The 22,529-nt window shown below is 64.3% G+C and carries 17 protein-coding genes; 11 read left to right on the top strand and 6 right to left on the bottom strand.

The annotated features are described in order from the left end of the window. Window positions 1-59: 59 nt before the first annotated feature. On the top strand, window positions 60-2,351 hold the full coding sequence (metE, locus tag IG178_RS00410; protein WP_193210507.1) for a 5-methyltetrahydropteroyltriglutamate--homocysteine S-methyltransferase: 2,292 nt from the start codon (window positions 60-62) through the stop codon (window positions 2,349-2,351). Between the two features lie 16 nt (window positions 2,352-2,367). Here metE and IG178_RS00405 read toward each other — a convergent pair whose 3' ends face one another. Next, window positions 2,368-3,006 (bottom strand): DUF4230 domain-containing protein, encoded by a 639-nt coding sequence (locus IG178_RS00405; RefSeq protein ID WP_193210506.1) that lies wholly within the window; start codon window positions 3,004-3,006, stop codon window positions 2,368-2,370. Window positions 3,007-3,165: 159 nt separating this feature from the next. Here IG178_RS00405 and IG178_RS00400 point away from each other — a divergent pair, with 159 nt between their 5' ends. Then, window positions 3,166-3,666, top strand: coding sequence for a hypothetical protein (locus IG178_RS00400; protein WP_193210505.1), 501 nt, complete (start codon window positions 3,166-3,168; stop codon window positions 3,664-3,666). Between the two features lie 6 nt (window positions 3,667-3,672). Here IG178_RS00400 and IG178_RS00395 read toward each other — a convergent pair whose 3' ends face one another. The 4 genes from IG178_RS00395 to IG178_RS00380 are packed head-to-tail and all read right to left on the bottom strand — an operon-like array spanning window position 3,673 to window position 6,947. Next, window positions 3,673-4,656: a hypothetical protein gene (locus IG178_RS00395; RefSeq protein ID WP_193210504.1), complete on the bottom strand. Its 984-nt coding sequence runs from the start codon at window positions 4,654-4,656 to the stop codon at window positions 3,673-3,675. A 4-nt stretch (window positions 4,657-4,660) separates the two neighbouring features. After that, window positions 4,661-5,692 (bottom strand): coiled-coil domain-containing protein, encoded by a 1,032-nt coding sequence (locus IG178_RS00390; RefSeq protein ID WP_193210503.1) that lies wholly within the window; start codon window positions 5,690-5,692, stop codon window positions 4,661-4,663. Window positions 5,693-5,718: 26 nt separating this feature from the next. Continuing rightward, window positions 5,719-6,054: a hypothetical protein gene (locus IG178_RS00385; protein WP_193210502.1), complete on the bottom strand. Its 336-nt coding sequence runs from the start codon at window positions 6,052-6,054 to the stop codon at window positions 5,719-5,721. Then, the gene (locus IG178_RS00380) at window positions 6,051-6,947 is read right to left on the bottom strand and encodes a hypothetical protein (RefSeq protein ID WP_193210501.1); all 897 of its coding nucleotides are present in this window, start codon (window positions 6,945-6,947) and stop codon (window positions 6,051-6,053) included. Before IG178_RS00380 ends, IG178_RS00385 begins: the two co-directional genes overlap by 4 nt. 240 nt (window positions 6,948-7,187) lie before the next feature. On the opposite strand from IG178_RS00380, the gene IG178_RS00375 reads away from it, so the two are divergent. From IG178_RS00375 to IG178_RS00350, 6 genes are all read left to right on the top strand, one after another. Further along, the gene (locus IG178_RS00375; RefSeq protein WP_193210500.1) at window positions 7,188-8,165 is read left to right on the top strand and encodes a phosphoglycerate dehydrogenase; all 978 of its coding nucleotides are present in this window, start codon (window positions 7,188-7,190) and stop codon (window positions 8,163-8,165) included. Window positions 8,166-8,206: 41 nt separating this feature from the next. Then, a complete protein-coding gene (locus IG178_RS00370) occupies window positions 8,207-9,304 on the top strand; it encodes a sugar kinase (RefSeq protein ID WP_193210499.1) in 1,098 nt (365 codons plus the stop codon). A gap of 265 nt (window positions 9,305-9,569) precedes the next feature. Continuing rightward, the gene (locus IG178_RS00365; protein ID WP_193210498.1) at window positions 9,570-12,695 is read left to right on the top strand and encodes a hypothetical protein; all 3,126 of its coding nucleotides are present in this window, start codon (window positions 9,570-9,572) and stop codon (window positions 12,693-12,695) included. A 313-nt stretch (window positions 12,696-13,008) separates the two neighbouring features. Next, window positions 13,009-14,565 carry a hypothetical protein gene (locus IG178_RS00360; RefSeq protein WP_193210497.1) on the top strand — a complete coding sequence of 519 codons (1,557 nt, stop codon included), beginning with the start codon at window positions 13,009-13,011 and terminating at the stop codon, window positions 14,563-14,565. 23 nt (window positions 14,566-14,588) lie between these two features. After that, a complete protein-coding gene (locus IG178_RS00355) occupies window positions 14,589-18,083 on the top strand; it encodes a GAF domain-containing protein (protein WP_193210496.1) in 3,495 nt (1,164 codons plus the stop codon). Between the two features lie 45 nt (window positions 18,084-18,128). Continuing rightward, window positions 18,129-19,469 (top strand): sigma-54-dependent transcriptional regulator, encoded by a 1,341-nt coding sequence (locus IG178_RS00350; RefSeq protein ID WP_226894609.1) that lies wholly within the window; start codon window positions 18,129-18,131, stop codon window positions 19,467-19,469. Window positions 19,470-20,067: 598 nt separating this feature from the next. Here IG178_RS00350 and IG178_RS00345 read toward each other — a convergent pair. Further along, the gene (locus IG178_RS00345) at window positions 20,068-20,475 is read right to left on the bottom strand and encodes a septal ring lytic transglycosylase RlpA family protein (RefSeq protein ID WP_343225899.1); all 408 of its coding nucleotides are present in this window, start codon (window positions 20,473-20,475) and stop codon (window positions 20,068-20,070) included. 223 nt (window positions 20,476-20,698) lie between these two features. On the opposite strand from IG178_RS00345, the gene IG178_RS00340 reads away from it, so the two are divergent. The 3 genes from IG178_RS00340 to IG178_RS00330 all read left to right on the top strand — a co-directional run. Then, window positions 20,699-21,370, top strand: a complete 672-nt coding sequence (locus tag IG178_RS00340) for a hypothetical protein (RefSeq protein WP_193210493.1) — start codon at window positions 20,699-20,701, stop codon at window positions 21,368-21,370. Between the two features lie 18 nt (window positions 21,371-21,388). Further along, the gene (locus IG178_RS00335) at window positions 21,389-21,742 is read left to right on the top strand and encodes a cupin domain-containing protein (protein ID WP_193210492.1); all 354 of its coding nucleotides are present in this window, start codon (window positions 21,389-21,391) and stop codon (window positions 21,740-21,742) included. Between the two features lie 88 nt (window positions 21,743-21,830). Then, a partial coding sequence (locus IG178_RS00330; protein WP_193210491.1) for a magnesium transporter CorA family protein occupies window positions 21,831-22,529 on the top strand: 699 nt, incomplete at its 3' end.

The raw sequence follows: 22,529 nt of genomic DNA, 5'->3' as shown, positions 1-22,529 counted from the left end.
ATCACAATGAAGAGCATTCGTTTGGTTCATCGACAGCCCCACCGTCATCCTCGACAGCGATGAATGCATCCCTGACCACCCACCTCTCCGGATACCCCCGCATCGGCGCCAAGCGCGAGCTCAAGCGGGCGCTCGAGGACTTCTGGCACGGCCGCCTCGACGCCGCCGGACTCGACCGGATCTCGAAGGACCTGCGCCTGCGCCACTGGCAGGAACAGGCGGACGCCGGACTCACGTTCGTGGCGGTGAACGACTTCAGCCACTACGACGGGATGCTCGACCTCGCCTGCTGCCTCGGCGCGATCCCCGCGCGCTTCGGGCCGGCCGCCTCCCCGCTGACGCTCGAGCGCTACTTCCGGATGGCCCGCGGCCGCAGCCGCGACGGTGGCGCCCCCGATGTCGCGCCGCTGGAACTCACCAAATGGTTCGACACCAACTATCACTACCTAGTGCCCGAACTCGGTGCCGGCCAAACCTTCCAGTTCTCTTGGGACAAGGCGGCACGGGAGACGCGGGAAGCAGTGGCTGCCGGCTTCCGCCCGAAACCGGTGGTCATCGGCCCGGCCACCTTCCTCGCGCTTTCCAAAACGGACTCCGGTGATCCCCTTTCGCTGATCTCCCACCTCGTCCCCGCCTATCGCGACCTCCTCCAGTCGCTGGCCGACGCTGGCGCGGAGTGGGTTGAGATCAGCGAGCCGATCCTGGCCTGCCGCCGCGACGAGGCGCTGCTGTCAGCCCTCGAGATCGCGTGGCAGGGTATTCGCCCGGCCAGCCCGCTGAAACTCCTGCTGGCCATCCCGTTCGGCCGACCGGGTGAAGCCCTTGCCCGGATCTGCTCGCTTGGCGCCGACGGCCTTCATGTCGACGTCACCCGCGCATCGGCCGATCTCCCGTGGCTGCATGCGAACTATCCACAGGACCGGGTCCTTTCGCTCGGCATCGTCGATGGCCGTGGCATCTGGCGCTGCGATCTGGAAGCCTTGAGATCCCTCGTGGCCACCTTCCGCAAGGCCCGCGGCGACCGCCAGCTGTGGCTCGGCAGCTCATGCAGCCTCCAGCATGTCCCGCACACCCTCGAAGCCGAAACCAGCCTCGATCCCGCCTTGCGCTCCTGGCTGTCGTTTGCACGGGAGAAGGCCGGCGAACTTTCCGCCATCGCACGGGAGCAGCCGGATCACGACGCCAACGCCGCGGCCCGCGCCGCCCTCACCGGCCGCCGTTCCCACCGCGGCGTCAAGAACCTGGAGATCCGCAAGGCGGTGGCCTCGCTGGACGAATCATCGCAGCGCCGAGGCAAGCCTCTGGCGGACCGGCTCACCTTGCAGCGGGAGCACCTGGGTCTGCCGCTCTTTCCCACCACAACCATCGGCTCGTTTCCCCAGACCGCGGAGATCCGGCGCCTGAGAGCCCGCCACCGGGCCGGGGAAATCACCGGGCCGGTCTATGAGGCCGGCCTGAACTCCGCCATGCGTGAAGCAATCCGGCTGCAAGAAGAGGTCGGTCTCGACGTCCTCGTCCACGGCGAGTTCGAGCGCACCGACATGGTCGAGCACTTCGGCCAGATGCTCGATGGCATCGCCGTGACCGCAAACGGTTGGGTTCAAAGCTACGGCTCCCGCTGCGTGAAGCCTCCCGTCATCTGGGGCGATGTCGCCCGCCCGGCGCCGATGACAGTCGAGGTCAGCGCGGCCGCCCAATCGCTGACGTCGCGCCCGGTCAAGGGCATGCTGACCGGCCCCATCACCATCTTGCAATGGAGCTTTGTCCGCGACGACCTGCCCCGGGCACTGGTCGCCCTGCAGCTCGCCCATGCCATCCGCGCCGAAGTCCGCGACCTCGAGGCCGCCGGCCTCCGGATCATCCAAGTGGACGAGCCGGGACTTCGCGAGGGACTGCCGCTCGAACCCGGCCAGCGCCGGGAATATCTGGATTCGGCCGTGCAGGCGTTCCGGGTCGCGACGTCCGGCGTCCGCGACGAAACCCAGGTCCACACCCACATGTGCTACGCGGAATTCGACGACGTGGCGGAAGCGATCGCCGCACTCGACGTCGATGTCATTTCACTCGAAGCATCGCGCAGCCGCATGGAGGCCCTCGGCGCGGTGGCAAGCGGCGGGATCGGCGCCGAGGTGGGCCCCGGGGTCTGGGACATCCATTCCCCGCGCGTGCCCACCACCGGGGAAATCCGCGGTCTCCTCGACCGGGCTGTCGCCGCGGTGGGCGCGGAACGCCTGTGGGTGAATCCCGACTGCGGGCTCAAAACCCGTGGTTGGGTGGAAACCTTGTCGTCACTGAGGAATCTCGTCGCCGCCGCACAGGATCTCAGGACCGCCGCTTCAGCGAACCCCTGAGCGGCCGTAAGCCCTCTTATTCCGGGATTCGTTCGACCTTCACGTTCCCGGCACCCAGCAAGTCCCGCAGCCGTGTGCGGAGCGTCGACTCGACGATCTCCAGCACACCGCTGCGCTGGGCTTCCAGGCGCATCTGCTGTCGCAACTCGCGCAGCAGCTGCGCCCGGTCTTCCGGTTTCACTTCATTGGCCCAGCCGTCCTTTTCGCTCAGGGCCTGGTAGTCGATGAGCTCCACGGCGAGGATCCGCGGCTCGGGAAACCTCGCCAGCGGCACCCCGCCCTCCATTGCCAGGGAAACCCCGGGTTCCAGCTTGTAACCGGCCGTCACCCGGTACTCCCCGCGGACGATCAGCTGCTTCGTCCCCGCCGGCAGATAGCGCAACAAATAGGCCTCGTTCTCGAAGCTGCGGGTGGCGGACATCTTCATCTCCACCAGCGCCAGCTCGGAAATCTCGCGCGATTCACTGATCTCCGCCCGCCCCTCGACGATGCGGGTGTCGGACTGGGTGATCGCCCCCAGAACCTGCTCGAGGCCCCCGACGGTGCTGCCGACGCTCCTTTCCATCCCGCGAATCGCGAGCCAGGCGAGCAGCAGGAGCGTGGCGGAGAACACAACCCATCGCAGGGTCTTCCAAAGTTCAGGGTGAGCGGACATGATCAATCAAGGGGAACGCTTGATCCTCGCAGGATCCTTCGAACATTCAACCCGCAGTCACGGCTCGCAAGCGGAGCCAAGATTGTTCCCGCGACGGCAAATTGGCATTTGGCATTTCCAGCGCCATCGCTTGGAGTCGGCGCAGCCAATTTCCCGACCGTGAAAGCCCACGAACTCTACACCGCCGTTGATCCCGCCGTTGTCACCCAGATGCTCGACTGGTTCCGCGACAACGACCGCAACGTCTACAAGTCCGCCGTCGCCACCCTCGCCCAGAGCCGCAAGCTGCGTCCCGTTTTCATCCAGAAGAAGCCGCTCCCGGAGCAATACGCCTGGATCCTGAAGACCCTGAAGAGCAAGGCTGCCGACACGATCGGCGAGCACATCCTGCAAGCCTGGTTCATGGCAGGAAATCAAGAGATGCTCGCGAAGTTCTGCGACGTCATCGGCCTCGAGCACGACGGCAAGGGTTCGGTCACCGGCGAGCTGCCCACCGAACTGGAAGCCGCCAAGCTCGATGAGGCGGTCGATGCCCTGCTGGCCTCCCACGATCCCAAACTGGTCACGCTTTACCTGCGGGTGTTCAATCTCCAGCGCTTCGGAGGCTGGGATACCCTCACCGCCAAGCTGGAGTCGGACTCCCGGCTGGTGCTCGCCTGACGCGGGTCAGGGCGCCGGTTCACGGCGCAGCAAGGCATCCTTCGGCGCCACCGTGGCAAGCCGGCCGCAGGCGGAGTCATAACCCCTGCGGCGCTTGTCGTAGTTACCCTGAAGCTGGCTGATTTTCGATTCCCAGGTCTCGAGACTGCCCGGCACCGAACGACCCCGGCTGTTCAGGGCTTCCATCCGAGCCCGTGAGAGTTCGTCCGCCGCTTGGTCCATGAGGCTTCGCGCCGCGATGACCTCGTCCCTCAATCCCGCCAATCTCAGGTTCGAAGCGCCCGCGGCCGGCTTTTTCCCGGGGGCACGCTTGGCCGGCGGCTCTTGCGGGGCCGATCTTTCGCGCGATCTTTCAATCGCCTTGCGATGCATCTCCTCGCGCCGGCGCTCCTGCTCGAGAACCATTTCGACTTCCTCCTGATCCCACTGGAACCGCTCGTTCCATTCAGGACCCAGATCCTTCGGCAACAGCCGGGCCGGGCCGTGGGCATGGGTGAATTCGATCCCGGCCGAGGTCACCCGGCGGATGGAGACATCGGAATAGACTTTTCCTCCCACGGTTTCCAGCCTGACCAGCTTCTCACCCGCGGCATCACCGCGGACCTGGGCGCGATAGCTATTCCGGTAGTCGAGGTACGCCTTGGTCGCGGCCTCGACTTCATTCTCCAGCCCGTCACGACGCTCACGCAAGTCCGGCAGACGCTCCGACGTTGCCGCGGCCCTCGCCGACCATTCCGCAAGGGCTGCCGGCTGCCCCTCCAGGGGGGCCGTCGCCTTCTCCCACCGTTCGCGCTTGAGCGAGAGCTCATCGCGCAGGGATTCCACAACCAAGGCCTCCTTCGCCACATCCTCTTCCACCGACACGCGGCTGCTCGAGAGCTTGAAGCGCTTGTCGATCACCAGCGAGAAGAACGCCCCCGCAAGAACGAGAACAATCAGCCCGACGAGCATTCCGACAATGCCCGACGACTCGTTTGAATCTTCCAACATCAGTTCAAGGCTGGGGAGCCCCTTGATTTTTGCTCGCCAGATCCTTCTTGATCTGTGCGATCTCGTCTTTGATCTCGTCGACTTCGCGACTCAGGGATTCAATCTTGCGCTTGTTGTCACCCAACTGGCGCTGCTTGTCGGGAATCGCCCGCCGTGCATCGCTGAGCGCACGTTCCATGGTGCGGAGCTGCACCTGCATCTGGGGAGCCTTGCTGACGCCCCCCTTCTTGTTCTTCTCGTTGACGTAGGCCATCCGGAACCGGTCCACGGCCGCCTGCTTGCGCGGAAGATCGATTTTCGAGTGATTGATCTCGTTGCCCAGACGGAGGTTTTCTTCCTTCAAATCCTGAACCGTTTTCAACTTCTCGGTGCCCTTCTTGGCGAGCCTGGCGATCTCCACATTGTTCGACAGGTCGCCGAAGTCATCGTCCATCTTCTTCTTCACCTTCGCCGTCTTTTCTTCGCTGAACTGAAAACGATCGTAGAGATCGGCAGGCAGCTCTTTCGGCGGGATGGTCTTCAGCCCTCCGGAGTAGGAGACCTTCATGCCGGTGTGATCGACCCCGGTGATGGCCACCTTGGTGTAAACCTCGCCGCTGACGGTCCTGACCTCGCCAAGCTCCTCGCCTTGCGCCTTGGCCCACTCGGACTGGCGGTACTGCTCCTTGTATTTCTCCCAGTCTTCCGTGGCGGCGACAATCGCCGCCTCGGCTTCCGACTTGGTGGAGAGCAATTCGGAAATCCGGGCCTCGTCGATGTCGGCCCGATTCTTCAGTTCATCCGCCTCTTTCCCGATCACTTTCGCGACCTTGGCTTCTTCCAGGCGGGTATTGCTGTTTTCGATCTGGATCTTGAGGGTGTCGATAGCTTGATCCTGCTGGCGGATCATGCCTTCGATGGTCATGTCCCCCCCCTGCATCCCCTTGTCGAAGACGAAAAAGTAGAGGGTGCCAAAGCCAACCAGCACGAGGAGAGCCAGCAAGGTGCCGATGACGCCAGGTCCGCGGCTGCTGCTAAGGAGATCAGTGAATCCCATGGAATCGTCAGGTTCGATTTATCGGTTCAGTTGGCCACGTACTTCCTGCGATAGGCTTCGTGCTCCCTTTCAATCCGGGCCTTCTCTTGCTCGAGGTCGGCGATCTCCTCCTCGAGAGAGGCGATCTCCTTCTGGTTTTCCCCGGCTTTTGCCTTCAACTCCCGGACTTCATCGCTGCGATCCCTGGGCATCTGCTCCATTCGCTCCTGGAGAATGGCAAGCTCGCCTTCCAACTTGGCGATCTCGGCCCGCTGTTGTTCCCGCTTGCTCACCAATGCGGGATCATCGCCGCAGGAACTGACAGCCAGACAAAGGAGCGCCGCGCCCAAGGGGCGGACGTATCGTGAAATACAAGGATTCATGGGGTGTTGTAGAAGGAGGAGGACCGGGGTTTCACCACCGGCGGGCGGGTGTAGCAATTGGTACGGCTGGGAGTGAAGCTCCAGCTCGAGCTGGGCACGCGCACGGCGGAATACGAACGCGATCCGTAGGAGACGCCGTAGCCATAGGGATAGCGGACCCGGGTATAAGAGGGATACCAGATGGTATTGCCGCGGCCGAAACTCCGGGCCTGATCGCGCAAGCGGCTGCCACTCGAGCTGCTGCTGGTCGATGCCACCACCGGCTGGGGGCGCACCTTGACAGGTGCCGCCGCCACACGGGCGGCCTCGGCCGCCTCTTTCTTCGCCATCGCACTGGCCACACGATTGTCGACCCAGCTGCCATAGGCCTTGGCATTCTCGCGCTCTGCCACCAGCGCTTCCTGCGCTTCCCGCGGATCCACGCCGAACTCGGCCTGCTGTTCCCAGGTCAGATCGGTCGCAGCCAGCCGTGCACTGCCCGTGGCGTGCTTGAATTCGACACCAATGTCGGTGATCGCGGTGATTTCGACATCTTGATAAGTCTTGCCCCCCGCCCCGCTGAAGGTGGCGAAGGTGCGCCCCATCGCCTTGCCGCGCGCCACCCGGATCCACTCCTCGCGATCGCGCTTGAAGCAGCTGGAAAGCTCCGCGACCTCGGCGCTCAAGGCAGCCACCTGATCTTCCAGACGGGCCCGGCGATCGGTTTCCTGTTTGAGCTCGGCCACCATGCCGTCGACGTCCTGATGACGATTCTCGACCTTGGAGAGCTTCACTTTGAGGAGCTCGACCTTTTGGGCCAATTCAAGCCTCTCCGTTTCCAAGGTCCACCATGCGGGATCCGTCCGGGCCTCGGAATTCTTCCGGCAGCCTGGCAGGGCCAGCATTATGGTCATGGAAACGGCTAACAGGCGGGGAGGAGGAAACGCCTTCATCGGTGGTCAGTTGATCAATCGGAGCAACGGGATACAAGTCCGTATCGCCTATGTATCACCTTTGACTCAATTCCACAAAATGACATTCATCGAAATTTCACACGATCCAACCCGCAAACATCCCGGAAAACGTTGCTGCGGAATGCCAGAATTCCGACTTGTATGACAGCTTTCCCCACCCCAGCTTGACCCCCACACGCCATGCCGACCCGCGTCCTACTCACCACCTGCAGCTTCCAAGACACCCCGGGCCCCCACCACTCGCAGCTTGAAAACCAAGGATTTGAGGTCGTCCGGGAGCGCGGCCCCTTGAGCGAGGCGCGGATGCTGGAGCTGGCGGGGGAATTCGACGCCTTCCTATGCGGCGACGACGCCATCACCCGCGCCGTGATCGAGAAGAGCCTGCCTCGCCTGAAAGTTATTTCGAAATACGGCATCGGCCTCGACAAGATTGATGTCGCCACCACCAAGGAGTTGGGAATCCCCGTGCTCTTCACGCCCGGCGTCAATCACACGACGGTGGCCGAACATACCTTCTGCCTGCTGCTGGCGATGCAGAAGAATCTGGTCGAGACGGTCAATGCGACCCGTCAGGGCAACTGGCTCCGGATCACCGGCCACGAACTCTGGCGCAAACGGATCGGCCTGATCGGCATGGGTCGCATCGGCCAGGAAGTGGCCCGCCGGGCCCATGGATTCGACATGGAAATCCACGGTTTCGGGAATTACTGGCCCGAAGACATCGCCGCCCAATATGGCGTGATCCGTCACGAGTCGATGGAATCGCTCTTCACCTCGGTCGATATCATCAGCCCGCACACCAAACTCACCGCGGACACCCACCACCTGATCAATCGCGAGCGCTTGGCCTTGATGCCCCCGGGTTCCTACCTGGTGAACACGGGTCGCGGCGAACTGGCGGATTCCGCGGCCATCCTCGACGCCCTCGATTCCGGTCAACTCGCCGGCTACGCCACCGACGTCATGGAACAGGAGCCCCCGCCGGCCGATCATCCGCTGCTCAGCCACCCGAAAGTGATCGTCACCGCCCACATCGGATCACGCACCTTCGAAAGCGTTCCGAGGCAGGCCAAGAAGGCCCTCGATAATCTCTTGAATTTCCTCTCAGGCAGCGGCCCGATCGCCTGCGCCAACGGCGTCATCCCCTCCGACGAATAATTCCGTCATTCGAGAACTCCACATTCGTCATTTCCACCACCATGTCCTTGACCCTCCGCGCTCCCGCCTCCTGCCAGTTCGACATCGTCTCGCTGGGCGAAATCATGCTCCGCCTCGACCCCGGCGACGGCCGCGTCCGCACCACCCGCCAGTTCCAAGCCTGGGAAGGCGGCGGCGAATACAATGTCGCCCGCGGACTGCGCCGCTGCTTCGGCAAGCGCGCCGCCGTGGTCACCGCCTTTGCCGAAAACGATGTCGGCCGGCTGATCGAGGACTTCATCCTGCAGGGCGGCGTCGATACCCGCTTCATCCAGTGGAAGCCCTTCGACGGCATCGGCCGCGAGGTCCGCAACGGCCTCAATTTCACCGAGCGCGGCTTCGGGATCCGCGGCGCCAAGGGCACGCCCGACCGCGGCCTCACCGCCGCCAGCCAGATGAAGCCCGGCGATGTCGATTGGGACGACGTCTTCGGCAACTGCGGCGCCCGCTGGTTCCACACCGGCGGCATCTTCGCCGCGCTTTCCGAAAGCACTGCCGACCTCACCATCGAGGCCTGCAAGAAGGCCAAGGAATACGGCACCATCGTTTCCTACGACCTCAACTACCGTCCTTCGCTCTGGAAGTCGATCGGCGGCCAGGCCAAGGCCCAGGAGGTGAACCGCGAGATCGCGAAGTACGTCGATGTCATGATCGGCAACGAGGAGGATTTCACCGCCTCGCTCGGCTTCGAGGTCGAAGGTGTCAGCGAACACATCACCGGACTGGAGATCGACAGCTTCAAGAACATGATCGAGCGCGCGGTGGAGGACTTCCCGAACTTCCAGGTCGTCGCCACCACCCTGCGCGACGTCCACAGCGCCACCATCAACGACTGGGGCGCGATCTGCTGGCACGACGGCGAGTTTCACGAGGCCACCCACCGGCCGAAACTCGAGATCTACGACCGTGTCGGTGGCGGCGACTCCTTCGCCAGCGGCCTCGCCTACGGCTTCATGGAGTTCAACGACCCCAAAATGGCCGTCGAATACGGCGCCGCCCACGGTGCCCTCGCGATGACCACCCCCGGCGACACCACCATGGCCACCGTCGACGAGGTCAAGAAGCTGGTCGGCGGCGGCTCGGCGCGGGTCGACCGGTGAACCCGGCCGGGCCCTGTTCCCCGACATCGTTTGGAGTTGCGCGGTTTCCACCAAAGAGGGAAACCGTGCCCACATGAAAAACGTTAGATCCTTGGCTCCCTTCCTGGCGGTGGGATTCACCGGACTTTTCTGGCTCGGGATTGGATCCAAAGGGAAAATATCATCTCCGGAGTCCAGGCGGGACACCAACTCCGAGCTTCCTCGCCATCCAACCGGGGAATCCGCCGCCGGAACCGATTTTCATGTTGGCCAGGCGGACGATTCGTTGTTCAAGGCACTTTCCGAGGCACGCCATCTGGTAACTGAACTTGATGACTCTTCAGCCGCGCTCACGATCAACTCCGGTTCCCGCTACTTCGCCTACAATCCCGGGCAACAGCTCGCGGTCCGTTTTGCGGACGATGCGCGGCGGATCCAAACCGCCGACGGGGAACGCGAACTGGCGCTTTCCCTGATGGACACCGGGAACGCGATCATGACCGCGGCGGGGTCACGGGTCGAATACCGGCATCCGGACGGCCTGGTTGAGTGGTGGGAGAATCGTCCGGTCGGCCTGGAACAAGGATTCACGGTGCCCGCATCGAGAGCGCAAGGCAACGCGGTGAGGATCGGCATGTCCGTTGATGGGATGGTCACCGGGGTCGATCCGGAATCTCCGGGAGACTTGCTCTTCCGGGATGATTCGGGCGAGGTGGTCATGGGCTACCGCGATTTGAAAGCCTGGGATGCGGCGGGCGTCACCCTGGCAGCCACGATGGAACCGTCGCCGGGGGGCTTCGAGATCGTCGTCCAAACCGAGGGCGCGCGGTTCCCGGTGGTGATCGATCCTCTGGTGGTGAGGGCGGGGCGACCTCTGCAGCCCCGGCCCGACGGCCTGATGGATGCCTCCGATCGGTTTGCCTCGGTGGTCGCGGTCTCGGACGACCATGCGGCGCTGGGTGTGCCCGATGATATCGACGACCATGGCAACAGCGGGTCGGTCCACGTTTTCAGGAAGATCGATGGCGCATGGACATTCGATTCCCGCTTGCGCCCCGGTGCGCCAGAGAAGCCGCGATCGGGAGCGCCTTGGTCGCAAGCGCGTTTCGGAAGCGATGTGAGCATCTCGAGCGGGCGGATTTTCGTCACCGCCCCCGGCTACTTCTATCGTGACAGCGACGACACCGGGGCGGTCTTCGTCTATGAGCGAGGCGGCAATGGATGGACCAAGGTAACAAAGCTCAAGGTTCCCGCTTCGGCGGAAAACGAGTCCTTTGCCACCAGCCTCGCGGCAGCCGGCGATACCCTGTGCGTCGGAGGACGACCGGAGAACGCCATCTCCATCGGCGCGGGAAGGCTGTGGTTTTTCCAACGAAATGGGACCCGCTGGAAATTGCACCAGTCGGAAGATGTCGGTGCTTATGCCTTGGATACGGACGGAGATGTGACCGTTGCGAGCGACGGGGTCGCGACGACTCTCGTCTTCCGACGCCAGGGAAGCACTTGGATCAAAGAAGCGGACTTGTCCCCGCCTGGTGTCGCTCATTTCGGGGAGTCGCTGGACCTGGATGGAGATCGCGTGATCCTGGGCGCCACGCTCGCCGGCGGCGGGGGTGCCGTCGCCGTGTTTGAAAACGACGGGGCCGAATGGCACTTCATCCAACGAATCGAGTCGCCCGAGCCTGCGGGGAGTGAAGGCTTCGGGCGTCGGGTGGCTCTGGCTGGCAGCGAGCTGTTCGTTTCACAACCTGGAGATGGATCGATCCGCGTGTTCGATCTGGATTCCGAAACAGCGGCAGGCCAGGTGATCACCCCTCCGAGGGACGGTATCAGCTTCCCGATCTCGTTTGCCGTCGCCAACGGCAACCTCGTGGTCGGAGCACAGGAGGAGGAATTCGTGAGCACCGACCTGGTGTTCACGTATTCACGCACCGCGACGAGCTGGGAGCCAACCGGAACCATGAACTCCGGCTTCAACGGGGACAACGCCTTGTTCAATGCACCGATCGCCATCGGGGGCGACAAGGCCTTTGTCGGTGCCCCGGGAGACAGCAGTGGCCATGGCCCGGAAACCGGCTCGGTCTATGTTTTCCGACGCTCCTCCCGCGGCTGGGATTTCGAGCACAAGCTGATGTCGGAACAGCCGCGGGCGTGGGCGAATTTCGGCGGGGTGGTCGCGGCACGGTCCGGCCGGGTCGTGGTGGGATCTCCGGATCGCAATGCCCGCCATTTCGGCAGCGGAACACCGGCGATTGAAGTTTTCGCCAACTCGGGATCCGCATGGGACCACGAGGCCAGCCTGCACGTCCCTCGTCCGGGAATGTTCGATTGGGTGGACATGAATGCCGTCACTTCAGGAGACCGGATCCTGATCGGCACCCCCCGCATGGAGGACGGATCGGGCCACCAGGGAAGCGTATTTGTTTTCGTGAAGAAGGACGGATCATGGTTGCTGGAGGACACCTTGAAAGGGGAAGGAGGCACCGGTGAGGAATTCGGTGCCGCCTTGTCCCAGCGGAATTCCACGGCGTGGGTCGGCGCGCCGGGACATGCGCTGCCCGCCAATCGCGCAGGTCGCGTCTACGGGTTTGAGGAGTCAGGAGGATCCTGGGAGATCGTCACCCGCCTGTCCGCTGCGGACGCCCGCCCGGGCGACGGTTTCGGAGGAAGCCTCGCCATGTCCGGCGGCATGCTTTGGATTGGCGCCAACGGCCGCACCGCGCCCGGCGACTCGACCGCCCTCGGCACGACGTACGTCCATGCCGTCAACGGGGTTTCGGCTTATCCCTACGCGAGAATCGATCCGCCATCCGAGGGGAGCCGCGCCTTCGGATCGCGGATTGCCGTGTCAGGAGACCTGGCGGCCATCCATTCTTACTCCGCGGAGTCCGGAGGCAGCCGCATCGAACTCATCCAGCGTGGCACTGCCGGCTGGGAGCCCGCGGGAAGCATCGACGTCCCGACCAGCTGGGTACCGGTGGCAATCGCCATGCATGGCGACACCCTGATGGTGTCCGATTCGGAGGCGAGGGAAGAAGTCGCCCCTCACGACACGGTCCGCCAAGGCATGGTCCATGTGTTCCGAATCAAGGGTCCCAAACCAGACCTGCAGGTCACCGTGGAGGGGAAAAAAGTTTCCAACGGGAAATCCCTGTCCATTCCGGCGGGTGCCATGGGAGCCTTTGTGAAGATCGTCAACCGTGGCAAGGCACTCCTGACCGACTTGGAAGTCATTTCCACCGGCGACTACGTGGTGGCACAGCCGCTTCGGGACGCCCTCAATCCTGGAGAAACGACGACTTTCGTGATCTACGCTCCTGCTCCTGCCACCGGCATGGAATCGGGAAAGATCACGATCCTGAGCAATGATCCGGATACCGGCACGTTCACGATCCATATGCGCCGCAGATAACCTCGTGGGTGACGTTGCGCACGTGTGCCCGATCCCGGTGCACCACCCTTTCCCAGCTTCCGGAAAAGCCACCGGATCATCTCCGCCGGGACCTGACGGTCCGGGCCAACCGCGCCGCAATCGAGGCGACGCTGCTTTGTTTCAAGCACGGATGGCCAGGCGCGAGGGGTCGACAAGCCATGGATCGGGTCCAAACGCGAGCCCGTCCCGACAAGAAGGCCAGCGGCCATCCGGGATTCCACGCACGGGCCGGAAGTCCCATCTGAAGCCCCCGGCCTTGCACTCCCGCCCGGCCCGTGGCATGGGCTGCGCCATGAAATGGTGGCACCTCACCCTGTGGATCTCCATGCTCGGCATCGCCGGCGTGCAGGCCGACCTCAGCCCTGAAGCCTGGCACAGCGAGCAGCTTCCCACTGCAGGTACCGGCGCCAACCGCTGGTACATTCGACCGGACCTCACGAATTCGCCGAACTTGATCGTAAAAAATGCGTCCAAACAAAAGTTTTTGAACGCGACCCCCCCTGTTTGGGACGACGCCAACGCCACAAATGCGTCGATCAGCGGCCAAGGAGTTTATGTTCCAAGGTCAGACGGCGGGGGATATCTCGTCGCGCCGAACGGAACCGCATCGCTCAAGGTGATGGTCATTGGCCCCAACGGCGCAGGCACAGTCGAGACGATCGACAACTACGGAGGTGGCTACACGGCAATCAGCGCAGCACTTGAGCCCGCCTCAGCCAATCTTACGAGAAACGAGCGGCTGCACGTTGCCTATGTAAGGGGTGGGAGCATCCTGGGATATGCACGGAGATCCGGGACCGGAGCGAATCCCTGGATCCTTCCTCCGCTTGAGTACACCGCAAACCTGGGATTCCCGGTCAGTTCGACCGCGGTCGTCCCCGCGACAGACACGAGCGTAAACCTCTATTTCACCCTGACCCAGTCAGGAGTCACTACCCTCAAAAGAGCTCAGCCGACGACGGTCAACGGCTTCCTTCTTGTCACGAACAAGAACTTCAACCCCCTGGTTGATTTGGAGCAATTTGTTCAAGTCCCTCTCTGCGGCACAAGGATCGGCAATACCGACAGAGTTTACTATGTTGGGAGCGGGGGAAACCCCTCCGCAACCTCGTGGAAATTCCGGCGATGGCTGGGTTCGGGAAGTGATGGCGAAGGGCAAACCGTGGAAGACAACCTGGGAGCTACGCTGGCGGTCGGAAGCATTCACGCCGCGATCTCACCGGACGATGGCATTCAACGGGTTGCTTGGTACAACAACACTACCAAGAACGTCCACTACCTGAAACCAACGGCGCCGGGTGTGGACTATCTCGTAGCTGCCGGCCACCCGATTACATTCTCTGGAGCCAGTTCAGACCTGCTCGGCTTCCAGTTTGATTCCAGCGGACGCCCGTATCTCCTCTATCAGACCACGAATTCGAAGGGCTACGTTGCCTTCCCGACCGACGACTTCGACTTCAACGCCAACGGCCGCCCGGACCTGCTCGACAGCGCCCTTGGTTCCACCACCGCCAGGCTGGAAGCACTCCCCGTGGCTCCGGCGGCAGCCGGGGTAGCGAACTCCGCCGACCGCTTCAAGTTCCGTCTGCCTACCGTCGGATCGGCCTTGTGGTCGGGGGGCAACACCCTCGTCAGTAATTCCAGCAACCTCACTTACGCCTTCGAGCTCTCGGAGGACGGCGAAACCTGGGAATCACCAGCGGACGCCGAAACCACCATTAGCTTCACCAAGACCGCGGAGTCCGGCACCGACCGCACCTACGTGGGCGTCGTCAACACCCCCGCACCGGGTGAATTCACCTCACGCTTCGCCCGCTTGAGAGTGTCCCGCACCAAATACCCTTACTAGTGGCGGGTCGAGCGCCAGAGCCCGTGGCCGGTGAACAGACGGAATCGCCCCTCCCGGAGGAAGAATCGCGCTACATCCGCCAGCGCAATTCGCTCATCGCCCTGTCCTCCATTCCCTATGAGGAGAACGCGGATTCGGCCGCGGTCTTCCGGCGCATCACCGAAGCCCACGCCCGCGCCATGCGGGTCGACCGGGTCGGCATCTGGCTCTACGACGAATCCCGTAGCGCGATCCGTTGCAGCTGCCTCTACCGGCTGGACGACGGGACCTTTTCGTCGGGCATGGCCCTCGCCGCCGCGGACCACCCCGCCTACTTCGGGGCGCTCGCGCGGATGGACGTGATCGCGGCCGACGACGCCCTCCAAGACCCGCGGACCCGCGGCTTCGCCACGGCGTATCTCGAGCCGCTCGGCATCACTTCGATGATCGACGCGCCGATCATGTTCAAAGGCAAGATCCGGGGGGTCCTGTGCAGCGAACATGTCGGCGCTCCCCGCCGCTGGACCGGCGACGAGAAGACTTTCGTCGCCGCGGTGGCCAACGTCGTCTCGCTGGAACTGGAGGCCGCGGAGCGCCGGCAGGCGGAAGCATCGGTCCGCGAGATCCAGGAGCGCTTCGAAATCGTCGCCAACGCCACCAACGACGCCGTTTGGGAGTGGGACATCGACAGCGACGAGATTTGGTGGAACGAGGGCTTCGAGGTGCTTTTCGGACGTCCTCCGGCCGGCGACGACTGCTCCTCCACAGCCTGGAAGCAGCGGATTCATCCCGCCGACGCCGCGCGGGTGAGCACCGGGATCCGGGAAGTGCTCGCCGGCACCGTCCTGAACTGGACGGAGGAATACCGCTTCCAGCGGGCCGACGGCAGCTATGCCTGCGTGCTCGACCGCGGCTTCGTGGTCCGGGATCCGGACGGCCGGGCGGTGCGGATGGTCGGCGGCATGAGCGACCTGACCACACGCAAACAGGCCGACCAGGACCTGGCCCGCCTCAACCGCGCGCTGAGGATGCTCAGCGCCTGCAACGAGGCCCAGGTCAGGGAGACCACCGAGAACGGCTTGCTCACCGAGATCTGCCGGCTTGCCGTCGACATCGGCGGCTACCGCATGGCCTGGGTCGGTTACGCCCGGGACGACGCCGGCAAATCGATCGAGCCGATGGCCAGCGCCGGGACGGGCACCTGCTACCTCGACGAGATCGAACTGTCGTGGGACGCAAACCACATCACCGGCAAGGGCCCGGGCGGGACCACGATCCGCAGCGGCACGGCCTCGGTTTGCGAGGACATCGGGGACCAGTCGTGGTTCTTCCACTGGATCCGGTTTGCCCGCAAGCACGGCTTCGCCAGCGTCATTTGCCTGCCGCTCCGGGATGGCGGACGAACGTTCGGCATCCTCGGCTTGTACGGGCCCGAGGTCATCAGCGTCGGTGCGGAGGAAATCAAGTTGCTCCAGGACCTCGCCGACAGCCTCTCGTTCGGCATCGGCACCATCCGCGCCAAGATGGACAATCAGCGGATCCAGGACGTGGTGCTGAAGGTGGCCCAGGCGGTTTCGTCCGGGACCGGCACCGAATTCTTCGACTCGCTGGTCAAGAACCTGGTCGCCGTGCTGGGCGCCCAAGGCGGCTTGATCGGCAAGGTGAACCACGCGGGGCCGTCGATCGACACGGTGTCCTTCGTTCTCAACGGACAGCTTGAGGAAAACGTCAGCTACGGCCTCGCCGGCACGCCTTGCGAGAATGTCAGCGAGGGCAACCTGTGCATTTTCCCGGATGGCATCCAGGAGCTGTTCCCCGCGGACCACCTGCTGGTCGTCTACGGGATCCACGCCTATGCCGGCATCCCCCTGCACGACCGCGACGGGGTCGCGGGAATCATGGTGGTGTTCTTCTCCGAACCGATCCGCGACGTCGAGCTGGTGCGCTCCACGCTCACGATCTTCGCCGCTCGGGCCGCCTCCGAGCTCGACCGCCAGGTCGCCGACGCCCGCATTCGCGAGCAGGCATCGCTGCTCGACAAGGCCCGCGACGCAATCCTGGTGCGGGGCATCGATCACCGGATCAGCTACTGGAACAAAAGCGCCGAGCGCCTCTACGGCTGGACCGCGACCGAAGCCATGGGCCGCTCCGCCCGCGAACTCCTCTACGCCGACACCACGGAGTTCGACAAGGTCTACGCGACGGTGCTTGAGAGCGGCGAGTGGATGGGCGAACTCGCCCAGGTCGACCGCAACGGCAGGCAGCTCATGATCGAGAGCCGCTGGACCCTGCTCCGAGACGCCAACGACCGGCCGCACAGCATCCTCACCATCAACACCGACGTCACCGAGTACCGGGAGCTCCACCAGCAGGTCCTCCGTTCCCAGCGGCTGGAAAGCATCGGCACCCTCGCCGGCGGCATCGCCCACGACCTCAACAACGTCCTCGCACCGGTCAGCATGTCGATCGAACTGCTCCGCTCCGAAGTCACCAGCGAGCGCGGCCGCGAACTCCTCGACACCCTTGCCAGCAGCGCAAAGCGAGGAGCGGACATGGTCGGCCAGGTCCTGTCTTTCGCCAGCGGCGTCGAGGGGCGCCGCATTGAAGTCCACGCCGGTCGCGCCATCGGCGACCTGCTGAAGATCGTCCGGGACACCTTCCCGAAGAACATCGGGATCGAAAGCCGGATCTCCGCCGGCTTGCCCCCGGTCCTGGCGGATCCCACCCAGATCCACCAGGTCTTGCTCAACCTCTGCGTCAATGCCCGCGATGCCATGGGGGACGGCGGCCGGATCTTGATCACCGCCGAGACTGCCGAACCCGGCGCCGTCCCGGGCACCGGACCGGACGCCGGTCCCTACCTGCGCCTCCGCATCGCCGATACCGGTCCCGGCATCAGCGCCGAGAACCTCGACCGGATTTTCGAACCGTTCTTCACCACCAAGGCGATCGGCAAGGGCACCGGTCTCGGGCTTTCCACCTCGCTCGCCATCATCCGCAGCCACGGCGGCTCCATCCACGCGGCAAGCCCTCCCGGCGAGGGCGCGCGCTTCGACGTCTTCCTTCCCTGCCGGCCGGAGCCGGTTGACTCCCCTGCACCGCCCTCCGCGGTCCACCTTCCCAGGGGTCGCGGCGAAACCATCCTGGTCGCTGACGACGAGGAGCCGGTCCGGCGCGTGACCGGCCAGATCCTGGAGTCCTTCGGCTACCGTGCCTTGTTGGCGGCCGATGGCAGGGAAGCCGTGGAAATGTTCCAACGCGACCGTCAGGACATCGCCGCGGTGATCACCGACATGATGATGCCCGGACTCGACGGGGCTTCGACCATCCGCGAACTCCGACGGATCGATCCGGATGTCAGGATCATCGCCACCAGCGGCATTGCCACCCGGGAGTCCTGCCCCGTCGACGCCGGTGAAGTCCGGTTCATCGCCAAGCCCTACACTAGCGAAACATTGCTCACCCTGCTCGAGGAGGAGACCTCAACCCGTTCATCATCAGGTCACGACACCCCTCCCCCCGGTTACAAAACCCGTTAGATCTCGCCTTCGTTCCGCCACCCCTCCTAGGGTCGGCACTCCGTGATGCCCGCGCCGCCCGACGCTCACCCGAACCTGCTGATCGTTGACGATGACGAGACGATCCAGCGCCTGCTGGTGCTCGCGGCGAAGGACCACGGCTGGACCCCTGCTGCCGCCGACTGCGGCCAGGGCGCCCTGGAAGCGCTCGATTCGCGGATCGAGGCCGTGATCCTCGACCACGGCTTGCCGGACATCGACGGCATCCGCCTGCTCGAGCAAATGCGCGCCCGGCACCCCGAATTGCCGGTAGTCATGCTGACCGGTCTCAACGACGCCGAGACCGCGGTCAGGGCCCTGCGAGCCGGCGCGGCCGACTACCTGACCAAGCCCTTCGAACTCCGTCGCCTCTTCGACCTCTTGCGCAGCACCCGCAAAATCCCCGCGCCCGCCGTCGCCGCAGCCGGACCGCAATCCGACTGGATGAAAAGTGCCAGCCCGGCGATCACCGAATTGATCCGCCGCGTGCGGATCGCCGCCCGACTCGACAGCACCATCCTGCTCACCGGGGAAAGTGGCACCGGCAAGACTTTCATTGCCCGCGAGATCCACCGCCTGAGCCCGCGCGCCGCCGAACCCTTCGTCACCGTCAGCTGCCCCGCGTTGCCCCGCGACCTGCTGGAGTCCGAGCTTTTCGGGCATGAAAAAGGCGCTTTCACCGGAGCTGCCAACACCCGCGTCGGCCGCTTCGAGCAAGCTGCGAAGGGCACCCTGCTGCTGGACGAGATCGGCGATCTTCCGCTCGAGCTCCAGCCGAAGCTTCTCAATGTCCTCCAGGACCGCGAATTCTTCCGTTTGGGCGGCAGCAAAAGCCTGCGCACCGATGCGCGGGTGATCGCCGCCACCAATTCCAGCCTCGCCGCCCGGGTCGAGTCCGGAAGCTTTCGAGAAGATCTTTATTACCGACTCAATATCATCGAGTTGAGCATTCCCCCGTTGCGCGATCGGCTCGTCGACCTACCGGCCCTGACCGGCGCATTGCTGGGCCGGATCGCCGCCCGGCGGGGGGTCGCACCCTGGACGCTCACCCCCGGTGCCCTGGGTGCCTTCCAAAACTATGATTGGCCGGGCAATATCCGCCAGCTTGAGAACCTGCTCGAGCGGGCCACCGCTTTTGCCGAAGGCCAGGCGATCTCCGAGCGGGACGTGCTACCCTTTCTGGCGGCCCGCGCCGAGAGGGGCTCTCCAGGAGCCGGCAGCCGCCCGCTTACCCTCCATGAGGTCGAGCGCGACGCCTTCATCGCCACCTACCGCCGCAGCGGCGGCAACAAGGCCCGGACCGCGCGCGAGCTCGGGATCTCTGAACGCTCGGTGTACAACCTCCTCGCCCGCCACGGCTTGAAGTGAGACCCCGGAGCACCGCCGCTACCGCCAAATCCATGGTGTCGCCGGCGTCAAAGCGCGCGAATTGGTAACAATTACCCCTTTCATTGAACATCCGTGCACATGGCACTGTCCGTATCTTTGGCAGGGCGGAAGTCCACAACCTGAGTTCTCCGGGGGGGGAACGAGGGTTTTGATGGTGCCGTCCTGCGACACTACCAACCCGTCGGGGCTTGGCAGTTTCTCACCTGAAACTTCCACCCCGGCGGTGCGGGTGGCGGCTCACTTTCTCAGCCACCCTGCAAACCCTTCAGGGCACTCTGAACTTCGTGCAGGACTTGCGTGCATACAGGCATCGTCCCGGCACCGATTGTCGAGCGCATGCCATTCAAAACCAACAGGTGGTGGTTATGCATCGTCCCTTGGCACGAAGACTGCCATGGCCAGGGTGTTCTCTGGGGGGAGAACCTGGGCCTTCGGGCCCGCCCCGTCCAACCACCCGCCGGTCGTGCCGATCTCCCTCGGGGATCTCCCCGGCGGGAGGTTGGACCATCCGGCCAAAAAAATCCCCCTGCCGGAAAGCCGGCAGAGGGACGGAAATGATCGTGAACCCGGATTCGGGTCAGTTCCCCTCCTTCTTGAGGACCTCGACTTTCACGGGAACCACGCCCCGGGAAAAGAATCCGAGCCGCTGGGCGACGCCCTCGGTCACATCAATCACGCGGCCCTTCTTGTAGGGACCCCGGTCGTTGATCCGGACGACTTCGGACTTGCCGTTGGAAAGGTTGGTCACACGGACCTTGGTTCCCATCGGCAGGGTCTTGTGCGCGGCGGTCGCAGCACCGTTGCTGAGACGTTCGCCGCTGGCGGTCTGGGTTCCGCCGTTGCAGCGGACTCCATACCAGGAGGCCTTCCCCGTCTGGACGGAGGAGACTTTCCACTCGGTCTGACCCGCCTTTGAGCGGCTCGACGCGGTGGCCTGCGTGGCGCAGGAAGGCAGCAATAGGGCTCCGGCTATGGCCAGGGCCACGGATTTTGTGTTCCGTGTCATGGTTACTTCTCGGTGTTCCGCGTCGCGCACAGCACGAAGCGGGCGGCCGCATAATCGGAGGGAAAGCACGCGGCAAGCCCAAATGGCAAATTTCCGTCAAGAGGTATTTTCAGTAAAATCAGGGGATTCCGCCGATCTTGTTAGGAGAAGTTTAGTTTTTTGTCGCCATTTAGGCCTCGGATTTGCTATCGGGGACGACAGGATGAGCACTTGGGTCCCATCAAGCCGCGACCGCTTCACCTCGGCGGATTTCCTGTTTCTCAGCAGTGTCCTCGCCCCCGGCGGCGAAAAACAGCACCTCTGGACGCTGTGGGAGGATCCGGAGGCGCTGCGGGAGATGCTCGACCTGAAAGAGGTCCTGCGGGCGCTGATCGACTCCCCCTCGGCCCTCGGGGTCTCGCCCTCGTTCTATTTCTACGTGCTGGTCCGGCACTCGTTCCTGGAGTCCGGCATCCCCGACCCCGGTCTCGCCGACTACGTGGCCGGGGTGATGACCCAGCGCTTGGCCAGCAATACCGGCGATCCCTTGCGCAGCTTGCCGGCGGGACTGACCCACGCCGCCGATTTCGTCGCCATTCTCGACTCGGCCCAGGGCCGGCTGCGCTTTCACCTGCAACTGGAGGCCGCCAACCAGTTCCTGGTCCTCACCGGCATGTTCCCCGGCTTCCTGATCCGGCGCTGCCAACGGCGCGGGGCCCCCGGCGTCGAGTTTTACGAGGATTTCGCCCGCCGCGCCTTCCGCGACGCTGCCGACAGCCGCAGCGCCCCGCACGACGCGCCGCGCCGGCTCTTTGGCGAGCTCTCCGAAATGCTGCCGGTCGCGCGCCGGTCGCTGAACAAAATGGCGGAAGAGTTCGTGTTTCTCGGCGACTGATCCGGCACAGTCCGCGGCATGGAGATCCGCGCCCTCGACGCCCAGCCGCCCTTCACCACCAAGGACGGCTCGACCATCCGCAGCATCCTCGACTCGGCCAACGCGCCGGTGAAAAACCAGAGCCTCGCCGAAGCCACCATCCCGGCCGGCGGTTCGACCCAGCGCCACTGGCACAAGGACAGCGAAGAGTTCTACTTCCTGCTCGAGGGCAGCGGGCTGATGGAAATCGACGGCGAGACCCGCGAGGTCGGCCCCGGCGATGCCATCCTCATCCCCGCCGGCGCCTGGCACCAGATTTCCGCCCGGGAGCCGCTGCGCTTCCTCTGCTGCTGCGCCCCGCCCTACCGGCACGAGGATACGTTCTTCTCATAAAGCCGCCGTCCCCGCCGTGGGAAAATCCGCACTGGTTCCGAACGGCCGTGACCTTGCCGGGCATCCGGGCGCCCGCTAGACGGAGGACGTGGAAAGCAAACGCCCACCCTTCATTCCCAAGTCCTGGGACCTCCCCGAATCCATCCGCAAGCGCCTCGGCGACGCCGCCGGCCGCCAGCGCCTGATGGATGAGGACGGCCACCTCCTTCTCATCCTCCACCAGTCGCCCGAGCCCGAGGACAACGAGGTCCGCAAGCCGGTGCTGCTGTGGGGCCAGCCCGACGGCACCTGGAAAAGCTATCCCGAGGGCGGCGGACTGGCCGCACTCGAGGCCCACCTCGACACCTACCAGAAGAACATCCACGCCCTCGACCTCGCTGTGGAGGCGGCCAAGACCCCGCGCGAGTACTTCGAGGTCATGAAACACGTGAACCCGCTGCTGCGGGCGACCCGCAACCTGATGAACGTCATGCAGGCCGCCCGCCAGGCCCGTCCCGACGAGCGCCGCCTGATCAACCTGCGCGACCGCGCGGTCGACCTCGAGCGCGCCATCGACCTGGCCTCCGGCGACGCCAAGGCCGGGATGGAATTCTCGCTCGCCGAGAACACCGAGGAACAGGCCCGCTTCGCCCATCAGGCGAACCTCGAGGCCCGCAAGCTGAACCGCCTGGTCGCTTTCTTTTTCCCGCTCGCCACCCTGGTCGCGGTCTTCGGCATGAACCCGCCTCCCGACGTCATGAAGATGCCCGGCTTCTGGCTGGTCATCCTAGCCGGCATCGCCGCCGGT

Source organism: Neoluteolibacter marinus, from assembly GCF_014904755.1.
Taxonomy (GTDB): domain Bacteria; phylum Verrucomicrobiota; class Verrucomicrobiia; order Verrucomicrobiales; family Akkermansiaceae; genus Haloferula; species Haloferula marina.
This window is presented reverse-complemented; position numbering and strand designations above follow the sequence as displayed.